Raw genomic sequence first — 9,059 nt, forward strand, 5'->3', positions numbered from 1 at the left:
GCACCGGAGGCTGCGGGCGTCCAGCCCGGCGCGGCCGGGCCGGGCGAGGCGGACGGGGTCGACACGGCAGGGACGGAACCCGTCGGGGGGCGCAGCGCGCGGCGGCTGGTGGCCGCCGGGGCCGTCGATGCGGCCGCCGTCGAGCTCGTCTCCGAGGCGGGCGCGACCGCGGCCTGCTGCCCCGTGTCGGAGGCCGTGGGTGCGGGAACACGCGGGATCGAGCCCGTCCGCGGCTTCGCGGCGCGCGCCTGCTCCGCCTCGCGCAGCTGTCGGCGCGTGAGCACCGGCACCGCGTCGACGTCGCCCACGGGGACGGAGACGGTCGGCACCGCGCCGGTGTTCACGGGGTGCCAGACGGGCTCGTCGAGGCCGGCCCGGCGGCGGCGGACGTCGCGCAGCAGCAGCCACCCGGCAAGCAGGACGAGCAGGGCGCCGACGACGACGCACGGCCACAGCCAGGGGGTGGTCACGACGCGCGGCCACTCGAGGGAGAGCGTCGGGGCGGACTTCCCGGTGCTGACCGCGAGGAGGCTCCAGCGTCCCTCCTGTGCGGGCCACTCGAGCTCGGCGGACCCGGTTCCGGTGACCTCGGCGACCCAGAGGTCGGAGCCCGTCGGGTCCGCGGCCGGCGCTGGGGCGGCCGCGGCGCTCTCGGACGGGGCRGGGGTCGCCGCGTCGGCCGGTGGGGCCGCTGCGGCGTCCGTCGGGGCCGGGGTCGGCGTCGGTGCCGCGACGTCGTCGACGGCGAGCGTGTGCCAGCCGGACAGCCCGGTCACGGTGCCGTGCGCGTCCGTGCCCACCCAGCCCGCGACGTCCGTGTCGCGGCCGACGGCCAGGACGACCGGACCGCCGTCCGGCACGCTCACCTTGACGGTCACGGGGTCGCCGCCGAGCTCGAGCACACCCGGCTCGGTGACGAGCGTGTGGGCGCCAGCCGACGTCGTCGCGACGAGGACGTCGTCGGCCCGCCACACCGTCGCGGACGCGATGCCGAGACCGATGACGACCAGTCCGACGACGCCGACGGCGGCGATGATCAGTCGCTTGAGCACGCAGGATCCTCCAGGTACGAGAAGCCTCAGGATAGGCAGAGCGCGACCTCACGGCCGAACCGGGATCGAGTGGACGGATCGCCGAGGGTGTGCCTCAGCGGGCCCGACCCCGTCCGCGGCACCTCCAACACGCGTATCCTGTCCGGCGGACTCCGCAAGCCGACGGGCGCCTCGACCGAGGCGGCTCGCACGGGGTCACAGTGCCCAGGAGGACTGCTCGTGCCCGACGCCCGGACCCCCTTCCCCGTCGTCAACTTCCGCGGATACGAACGCGAAGCCGTCGACGCCCGCATCAGCGGGCTCGAGAAGGCGCTCGCGGAGGCCCGCGCCCAGGTCGAGTCGCTGGACGGCCGCGCCATGCAGGTGGCCGGCGAGCTGTCCGAGGCGCACCGTCAGCTCCGCGAGGCCGAGCGGCCCACCTACTCGGGCCTCGGCTCGCGCATCGAGCAGCTGCTGCGGTCCGCGGAGGAGCAGTCCTCGGACGTCGTGACGCAGGCCAACGCACAGGCAGCCGACGCGCTCGCCCGCGCCAAGCTCTCGTCCGGGCAGCTGCGCGCGCGGGCGGAGAACGAGGTCGCCGAGCTCGTCGCGACGGCCCGGCGCGAGGCCGACGAGGTCCGCACCACCGCGTCGGCGGAGGCCGAGAGCACCCTGCTCGCAGCCCAGCGCCGCGCCGAGGAGCTCGTCGGGTCCGCCGAGCGCGAGGCCGCACGGATCCAGAGCGCCATCACGACCGAGGAGAGCGAGCGTCGCAGCTCCCTCGAGCGCGAGCTTGGCACGCTGCGCGCGAGCGTCGAGCACGAGGCCACGCAGCTGCGCATCGCGACCGAGCGGACCGCGAGCGAGCTGCGGTCGCGCGCCGAGATCGAGACGACCGCACAGCGCGAGGACGCCGAGCGCTACGCGCAGGACCTGCGCCAGAGCGCCGACGCCGACACCACCGAGCTCCGCCAGCGGGTGGAGGGCGAGCTGGCCGCGGCGCGCGTCGAGGTCGACCGGTACGTCGCCCAGCTGCGCAGCGACTCCGCCGCCGAGGTCGGTGCCGCCCGCCAGCAGGCCGCCGAGGAGGTCACCTCCCTCCGCGTGCAGACGCAGGAGTACGCCGACGGGGTGCGGGCCGCCGCTGAGCGGGACGCCGCCGCCCTGCAGCAGCGGGTCGCCGCCGAGGTCGCCGCCCTGCGCGTCGAGGCCGAGCAGTACGCGGCCTTCGTCCGCGCCCAGGCCGAGCGCGAGACCGGCGAGCTGCGCTCGAAGACGTCCGACGAGCTGGCGGCCCAGCGCGCCGAGGCCGAGCAGGCGGTGGTCACCCTGCGCGGCGACGCCGACCGGTACGCCACCGACCTGCGGGCGCAGGCCGAACGGGAGACCGCGGAGCTTCGCGAGCGGACCACGACCGAGACCACGCACCTCCGCGACGTCACGGGCCGTGAGGCCGCCGAGCTGCAGGAGGTGACCGCGCGCGAGACCGCCGAGCTCCGCTCCGCCGCCGACCGCGAGACCACCGAGCTGCGCGAGCGCACCCGGCTCGAGGTCGAGCGCGCCCTCACGGACGCCCGCCGCGCGGCGGCGGAGCTCACGGCGTCCGCGAAGGCCCACGCCGACGAGATGGTCCGGTCCGCCGAGCAGCAGCTGGCGGACGCCGAGCTGAGCATCGCCTCGCGACGCGAGGCCGCTGAGCGTGAGGACGCGGAGCGCCACGAGCGCGCTCGCGGCGAGACGGAGCACCTGGTGCGCGACGCCGAGGCGCACGCCGCCGAGGCCGAGCAGCGCGTCGCGAAGGCGCTCGCGCAGGCCGACAAGGTGCGCACCGACGCCGAGCAGCACGCCAAGGAGCTCATCTCCAACGCGCGCAAGAACGCCGACCGCGTCGTGGCCGAGGCGCGCGAGCACGCCGAGAAGCAGATCTCCGACGCCATGATCGAGTCGGAGCGCGAGCGGACGTCCGCCACGCGCCAGGTCGAGGACCTCAACCGCCAGCGCGAGTCCATCACCTCCTACCTCGACGAGCTGCGCAACCTGCTCGGCCACAACCCCGACCGCGCGACCCTCGAGCGGGCGACCCGAGCCGAGGCCGCGTTCGAGAAGGAGCAGAAGGCGTCTCCCGCCCCGGCCAAGACCTCCGGCAAGGGCGGCGACGAGGGAGCGCCCGCCGCGGGTGCCCCGGCGAAGCCGGCCCGCCCGGCGTCGCGGCCCTCGAAGTCGCGTCCGGCCCCGGTCTCCGCGGCCGTCCCTGTCGTGGCCTCGCCCGACGGGGACGCGTCCGACGAGGCTGGCTCCGCCGCCGAGCAGACCGCTCCCGAGACCGTCGTCGAGACCGACACTGTCGAGACCGACTCCGTCGAGAACGTCGACGTCAAGGACGAGGCCTCCACGGCCGATGCCCAGGACGAGCAGCCCGCCGCGAAGGACGACGCAGCCGCGCCGACCCGCTGACGGGCGCCGGGAAGAGGCACCCGTGGCAGACCAGACGTCGTCGGACGCGGCCGCCCGCTGGCGCGAGGAGCGCCGGGCGGCCGCGGCCGCCCACGGCGAGCTGCTCGCCGAGCGGCAGCGCGCCGAGTCCGCCCGGGCGCAGGAGCTGATCGACGCGTTCCTGGTCCGCGTGGCCCGCTCCGGACCGCAGCCCGTCGAGCTCTCGGCGCGCAGCTACGACGGTCGCGCCCGGTACCGCACGCCGCTCACCGGGTGGTACCTGCGCCGGGACGAGACCGTGGCGATCGACACCGCCGGCAAGTTCTACGTGCTCACGACGCCGTCGAGCCTCGCGGCGCGGTTCCGCGGGGTCACCCCCGAGCCGTCAGCGCCCCCGCTGGTCATCGGGGCGGGCGGCAAGGACGGGGAATCGCTCGACATGTCGGACGCGCTGGCGCGGGTGCTCGGCAGATAGGTCGACGGCTACGCGCTGTCGGCGGCCTGGGCCAGGTCGGCGAGGGCGGCCGCGACCGCGGCGGGCTGCTCGATCGCGGAGAGGTGCCCCGCGTGCTGGACGACGACGAGTCGCGCGCCCCGGGCCACCGCGACCATGTGCTCGGCGGCCTCGACCGGGGTCACCGTGTCCTCGTCGCCGACGACGACCACCACCGGGCCGCCGAACGCGGCGAGCACGTCGGAGCGGTCCGGGCGCGCGGCCATCGCCCTCTGCGACCAGCTGACCCCGGCGGGCTCCTGCTGCTCGATCCAGGCCGCCACCTCGTCGGCGACCTCGGGCCGAGCGGCCTTCGTCGTCTCCCCGAGCAACGACGAGGCCATCGGGCGGATCGCGTCGACCGAGCCGGTCGCCTCCACCTCGTCGGCGATGCGCAGCCGGTTCGCGTGGGCCTCCGGAGTGTCGGCGGTGGACTTCGTGTCCACCAGGCCGAGCCCGGCGACGAGATCGGGATGGTGCTCGAGCAGCGCGAGCGCGACGTAGCCGCCCATCGACAGTCCGGCGATCACCGCCCGCTCGATGCCGGCCTCGCGCAGGGCGGACGCGACGTCGTCGGCGGACGCCTCCAGCGCAGGCTCGGGCAGGTCGTCGGCACGGCCCGGCGTTCCCGGCAGGTCGACCGCGAGCACCCTGCGCCCCGCCGGGAGCGCCGCCGCGACGGCGTCCCACATCCGGTGGTCGAGCGGGAAGCCGTGGAGCAGGACGACCGGAAGCCCGTCGCCGTCCTGGCCGTAGGTGTGCAGGCTCATGCGTCGTCCTCCGCCGTGGTGCTCGGGCCGGCCCAGTGGGTGGGCAGCGGGACCTCGTGGTCGGGCAGCACGTGAGCGACGATCTCGTCGAGAACCCGTCGGACCGCGGTCTCCCCCACCCACAGGTGCTTGGCGCCGTCGACGCCGATCACCTCAGCCTGAGGGACGCGCGCGAACCGGCGTCGTGCCTCGTCGGGGCGCAGGTAGTCGTCGAGCTCGGGCACCAGGACCACCAGGGGCTTGCCGAACTCCGCCCAGGCGTCGAGGTCGGCGTCGGTGGCGCGGTGCAGCGGCGGCGACAGGAGGATCGCCCCCTCGATCGACGGGTCGCGGCCGTGCATGAGCACGAGCTCGGTGCCGAACGACCACCCGACCAGCCAGCGCCTCGGCAGGTCGTGGAACTCGGCGAACTCGATCGCGGCATGGACGTCGAACCGCTCGCCGACCCCGGCGTCGAACGTGCCGCCGCTCGTCCCGCGGGGGCTCGACGTGCCGCGTGTGTTGAAGCGCAGGACCGCCAGGTTGGCCAGCGCGGGCAGACGCCACGCGGCCTTCCGGAAGACGTGCGAGTCCATGTAGCCGCCGTGAGTGGGCAGCGGGTGCAGCGTCACGAGCGTGGCGACCGGCGGCCGACCGGCGGGCTGTGCCAGCTCCCCGACCAGCGTCAGCCCGTCCGCGGTGTGCAGCTCGACGTCCTGGCGGGCGGCGGGCAGGACCGTGAGCGAGCGGATGAGTCCGGGGTCGGTCGTGTTCGTGGTCATCGGGACGAGCCTAGGCCGCGCGCGGCGAGGGCACCCGCGAGGTCCAGCACGTCGGCCACACCGTCGTCAGCGTTCGACCCGCACCGCTGCGTGGTCGCCGCCAGGACCGCCGGGTGGGCGTTGGCCACGGCGAACGACGTGCCCGCCCAGCCGAGCATCGAGAGGTCGTTCGGCGCGTCGCCGACCGCCCAGACGTCCTCCGGGTCGATGTCGCGCGCCGCCGCCCAGTCCGCCAGCGCCGCGGCCTTGGTCACGCCCGGGCCGGAGATCTCCCCCAGGCCGACCGCACCCGAGTCGGCCACGATGCCCAGGTTGCCGACGAYGTCCGCCAGCTCGGCGGCGAACGCGTCCGTGGTCGGCCGCGCGCTGCGCACCAGCAGCTTGTGGGTCGACGGGCCCAGCACGTCCTCGATCCGGTCCGCCGTCGGGCTGCCGGGCGGGACGGGGTGGGTGGAGCGGAACCGGGCCTCGTACGCGAAGCCGGCCGCGCTCTCGGCGGCGAGGTGCACGACGTCGGGGCCGCCCCAGGCTGCTCGGACCCGTTCCGCGATCAGAGTGACCACCGCGGGAGGCATGCCGTGCTCCGCCAGCACCCGTCCGGTGCCCACCTCGAGCACCGCCGCGCCGTTGGCACAGATGGCGACCCCGTGGCCGGCCACGTGTGGTGCGAGGTCGCGCAGCCACCGCGGCGGTCGGGCCGTCACGAAGACGACCTCGATGCCGGCGTCGGCGGCCCGGACCAGCGCGCGGGCCGTGCGGTCGGACAGCGACCCGTCGGGACGGAGGAGCGTGCCGTCCAGGTCGGTGGCAAGGATCCGCGGCGCGCGCGTCGGCGTGGTCATCGGCGCGTCGGTCCGCGGCGCGCGCGGGCCTGCCAGCACGACGCGTGCCAGTGCCGGCGGTCGTCGAGCGCCTCGCCGAACAGCCCGTCGGTCCGCCACGCGACCACGTGCGCGGTGCCCGCGGTCACCAGCTGGTCGCAGCCCGGGCAGCGGAACTCGCGGTCGGAGCCGCGGACCTGCTGGACCACCCACTCGCCGTCGGTCGCGGACTCGGAGCGTCGCCCGCCGGTCGCCCGGTCGAGGTCGAGCTCGACGTGCTCAGCGCCGTACGGCCGCTTCGTCGATCGTCGTCCCACGGCTCCATCCTCCCCCACGGGTGCGGGGCGTCCGCACTCGTGGGGGCCCTGGCCTCACGGAGTGCGGACGTTGCGGGCGTGGGGACGGCAACGTCCGCACTCGTGGGGGTCGGAGCCCGACCGAGTGCGGACGTTGCGGGGGGTGGTCGGGGGGACGTCCGAGCATCCGCGCGTCCAGATGCTCGGACGCTGCGCCGGTGGGCGCGGGACGTCCGCAGATCCCAGCGTTATGGCGACCGGTTGTGCGGACGTTGTGCCGGTACGCGGGTGGGGGGAGACGGCGACGGCCGAGCTCCCGGGTGGGGGCTCGGCCGTCGGGTGCGTCGCTCAGAGGGCGGCCGACTCCGGGGTCGGGATCGTCTTCGTGCGCAGCAGCTCGCGGTACCAGAGGCCCGAGTCCTTCACCGTGCGCTGGAGGGTGTCGTAGTCGACCCGGACCACACCGAAGCGGCGGTCGTAGCCGTAGGACCACTCGAAGTTGTCCATCAGCGACCAGACGAAGTAGCCGCGCACGTCGGCGCCGCGCTCGATGGCCTCGCCGACGGCGTCGATGTGGTCGTGCAGGTAGGCGACGCGGTCGGCGTCGTGCACCCGGCCGTCCGCGCTGACCTCGTCGTAGAACGCGGCGCCGTTCTCGGTGATGGCCATCGGCACGCTGGGGTAGCGCTCGTGCACGTCGAGGAGCAGGTCCACGAGGCCCTGCGGCTCGATGTTCCAGCCCATCGCCGTGTACGGGCCGGGCTGCGGGAGGAACTCGACGTTCGTCGCGCCGACCCACGGGCTGTTCTCCGACGAGCGGTGGCCGTCGGGACCCGGGGTGCCGTCGCCACCGGCGGGCGTGCCCTGCTGCACGCGACCGGTCGAGTAGTAGTTGATGCCGAGCAGCGCGAGCGGGACCCGGATGAGGTCGAGGTCGCCGTCGAGCACGAACGACCAGTCGGTGATCGCCTCGGTGTCGGCGAAGACCTCCTTCGGGTACTCGCCGTCGAGCATCGGGCGCAGGAACACCTCGTTGGCGATGGTGTCGATGCGGCGCTTGGCCTCGACGTCCTCCGGCGAGTCGGTCGCGGCCCGCGTGACGTGCAGGTTGAGCGTCACCGAGACCGGCGTGTCCTGGCCGAGCACGTCCTTGATCGCCCGGCCGGCCAGACCGTGCGCGAGGTTCAGGTGGTGCACCGCGGCAAGGGCCTTGGCGTCGTCGGTCACGCCCGGGGCGTGCACGCCCGACGCGTAGCCGAGGAACGCCGAGCACCACGGCTCGTTGAGGGTGGTCCACAAGTGGATGCGGTCGCCGAGGACCTCGGCCAGCTTGCGCGCGTACACCTCGAAGTTGAGCGCCGTCTGGCGGTTGGCCCAGCCGCCCTCGTCCTCGAGGGGCTGCGGGAGGTCCCAGTGGTACAGCGTGGCGACGGGCTTGATGCCGGCCGCGATGAGGCGGTCCGCGAGGTCGACGTAGAAGTCGAGGCCGGCCTGGTTGAACTCGCCCGAGCCGGTGGGCTGCACGCGGGGCCAGGCGATCGAGAACCGGTACGCCTGCAGGCCCAGGTCCTTCATGATCGCGACGTCCTCGGCCACGCGGTGGTAGTGGTCCGCCGCGACGTCACCGGTGTCGCCGTCGAGCACCTTGCCCGGCGTCCGGGAGAACGTGTCCCAGATCGACGGCCCGCGGCCGTCCTCGTCGAAGGCCCCCTCGATCTGGTACGACGCGGTGGCCGAGCCCCAGAGGAAGTTGGCGGGGAACTGGCGGCCAGAGGGGCGCGAGGTCGTCATGTGCAGGTCCTTCGGGTCGAGCGGACTGGTGCGGGTGGACGGCTGCGGGTCGGACGCAGCCGGTCTGCGTGGGCGTCTGGGCGGGCCATGAGCGGCGTCCGTGCCGCACTGCCGCGCTCCTCGTCCCGTTTGTCGAAACGATACGATACACGCCGTGGGAACGCTCCCGCCACCCCCGCTCCGCGCCGAGCGGTCGGAGTTCTCACAGCTCGAGCTCGACCGCGGACTGCCCCGCCGTCGCGTTCGCTGCAGGTCCGGCGGGCTCGACCTGCACGTTCCACGGGGCGCTCGCGCCGCGCGCCTGCACGCGCACCTCGTCGCCGGTCCGCTGCACGACGAACGTGACGTCCCCGCGGTCGGCGACGGCGGGGATCGTGGTCAGCGAGCGGTGTCCGTCGGGGATCTCGAACAGTCGCAGGGTGATGCTGTCGGCCCAGTCGTAGTCGGGGCGGTCGGTGCGGGCGCCGACGGGCAGGACGGTGCCGGGGCGCACGTAGAGGGGGACGGAGTCGAAGGCGTGTCGTTCGTGGACCCAGCGGGGGCCGGTGACCTGGTGGCCGGTGAGCAGGGAGGTCCAGGTGCCCTCGGGCAGGTAGACGTCGACGTCCCCGTCGGCGGTGAACACGGGGGCGACGAGCAGGTCGGGGCCGAGCATGTACTGGG

General features: G+C 74.9%; 7 protein-coding genes and 2 pseudogenes. 2 read left to right on the plus strand and 7 right to left on the minus strand.

Features of this window, described 5'->3' with window-relative positions; all coding sequences use genetic code 11:
• Positions 1–1,052 (minus strand): annotated as a pseudogene (locus tag AC1DQC_RS19500) (hypothetical protein); the annotation flags it as partial.
• A gap of 219 nt (positions 1,053–1,271) precedes the next feature.
• On the opposite strand from AC1DQC_RS19500, the gene AC1DQC_RS19505 reads away from it, so the two are divergent.
• Both AC1DQC_RS19505 and AC1DQC_RS19510 read left to right on the plus strand, forming a co-directional pair.
• A complete protein-coding gene (locus tag AC1DQC_RS19505) occupies positions 1,272–3,485 on the plus strand; it encodes a coiled-coil domain-containing protein (RefSeq protein ID WP_477052890.1) in 2,214 nt (737 codons plus the stop codon).
• 22 nt (positions 3,486–3,507) lie between these two features.
• Positions 3,508–3,939, plus strand: coding sequence for a hypothetical protein (locus AC1DQC_RS19510; protein ID WP_477052891.1), 432 nt, complete (start codon positions 3,508–3,510; stop codon positions 3,937–3,939).
• Positions 3,940–3,947: 8 nt separating this feature from the next.
• On the opposite strand, the gene AC1DQC_RS19515 is transcribed toward AC1DQC_RS19510, so the two are convergent.
• The 6 genes and pseudogenes from AC1DQC_RS19515 to AC1DQC_RS19540 form a co-directional block, all read right to left on the minus strand.
• The gene (locus tag AC1DQC_RS19515) at positions 3,948–4,727 is read right to left on the minus strand and encodes an alpha/beta fold hydrolase (protein WP_477052892.1); all 780 of its coding nucleotides are present in this window, start codon (positions 4,725–4,727) and stop codon (positions 3,948–3,950) included.
• Positions 4,724–5,488: an alpha/beta hydrolase gene (locus AC1DQC_RS19520; RefSeq protein WP_477052893.1), complete on the minus strand. Its 765-nt coding sequence runs from the start codon at positions 5,486–5,488 to the stop codon at positions 4,724–4,726. Before AC1DQC_RS19520 ends, AC1DQC_RS19515 begins: the two co-directional genes overlap by 4 nt.
• Positions 5,485–6,330, minus strand: a complete 846-nt coding sequence (locus AC1DQC_RS19525) for an HAD family hydrolase (RefSeq protein ID WP_477052894.1) — start codon at positions 6,328–6,330, stop codon at positions 5,485–5,487. Before AC1DQC_RS19525 ends, AC1DQC_RS19520 begins: the two co-directional genes overlap by 4 nt.
• The gene (locus AC1DQC_RS19530; protein ID WP_477052895.1) at positions 6,327–6,626 is read right to left on the minus strand and encodes a hypothetical protein; all 300 of its coding nucleotides are present in this window, start codon (positions 6,624–6,626) and stop codon (positions 6,327–6,329) included. Before AC1DQC_RS19530 ends, AC1DQC_RS19525 begins: the two co-directional genes overlap by 4 nt.
• Before the next feature lie 327 nt (positions 6,627–6,953).
• Positions 6,954–8,396 (minus strand): GH1 family beta-glucosidase, encoded by a 1,443-nt coding sequence (locus tag AC1DQC_RS19535; RefSeq protein ID WP_477052896.1) that lies wholly within the window; start codon positions 8,394–8,396, stop codon positions 6,954–6,956.
• A gap of 202 nt (positions 8,397–8,598) precedes the next feature.
• A pseudogene (locus tag AC1DQC_RS19540) lies at positions 8,599–9,059 on the minus strand (alpha-xylosidase); the annotation flags it as partial.

The sequence above is a fragment of the Cellulomonas sp. P4_H12 genome (genome assembly GCF_056400905.1).

Bases quoted from the DNA above. Each gene is read 5' to 3' on its own strand.
- AC1DQC_RS19515 (WP_477052892.1), bottom strand. From the start codon at position 4,727: ATGAGCCTGCACACCTACGGCCAGGACGGCGACGGGCTTCCGGTCGTC.
- AC1DQC_RS19520 (WP_477052893.1), bottom strand. From the start codon at position 5,488: ATGACCACGAACACGACCGACCCCGGACTCATCCGCTCGCTCACGGTC.
- AC1DQC_RS19535 (WP_477052896.1), bottom strand. From the start codon at position 8,396: ATGACGACCTCGCGCCCCTCTGGCCGCCAGTTCCCCGCCAACTTCCTC.